The organism is Streptomyces sp. AC627_RSS907 (assembly GCF_019049165.1).
This window is the reverse complement of record NZ_JAGMUE010001318.1, coordinates 1-779: the sequence shown is the minus strand read 5'-3', so window position 1 is coordinate 779 and position 779 is coordinate 1. Positions and strand designations below refer to the sequence as shown.

Sequence of the window (779 nt, the reverse complement as noted above, 5' to 3'; positions counted from 1 at the left end):
GGTCGCCGTACCCGCGTTACCCGCCCGGTCGGTCACCGTCAACTCGGCCGTGTACGTCTTCTGACCAGCCGGGTAGGTGTGCTTGGCCGTCACCCCGGTACCGGTCTGCCCGTCACCGAACTTCCACGCGTACGAGGCGATGTCACCTTCCTTGTCGGTGCTCTGCCCCGCGTTGAAGTCACACGCGTCGTACCAACACGAGACCGAGAACCGCGCCACCGGCGGCTCACCCGCAGGCGCCCCCACCGACACCTTCTTGCTCACCGTGCCGGTCTTCCCGCTGTCATCCGTGACCGTCAGCCTGACCTCGTACGAACCCGCCTTGGCATACGTGTGCGCGGGCTTCACACCCTTGGCCGCCGTGCCGTCGCCGAAGTCCCAGACGTACCCCGCGATCGACCCGTCAGCGTCCCGCGACGCCGACCCGTCGAACTCACACGAGAGCGCCGACTCCGAGCACGAGGCCGCGAACTCCGCCGTCGGGGCGCCCGGTTCGGCCGGGGTGCCGAGCTTGCTGACGTTGAGCAGCTTGTTGGGCGAGCCGCTGCCCGGGTTGCCGACGACGCCGGAGTCGGCGTTGTCGACCAGGGCGTCGCGCACCTGCTGCGGGGTGGCGTTCTTGTTACTGGAGAGGTAGAGCGCGGCGGCGCCCGCGGCGTGTGGCGTGGCCATCGAGGTGCCGCTCATGCCCGTCGAGCCGCCACCGTTCTTGGTGGAGGTGATGTTGCCGCCGGGGGCGAACAGGTCCAGGCAGCGGCCGACGTTGGAGAAGCCGGAGC

General features: G+C 69.6%; 1 protein-coding gene. It reads right to left on the bottom strand.

What is annotated here, in order from left to right; translation table 11 throughout:
- Nucleotides 1-779 (bottom strand): PKD domain-containing protein (locus KUM32_RS41690; protein ID WP_217146827.1); only part of this gene is annotated, 779 nt, incomplete at both ends.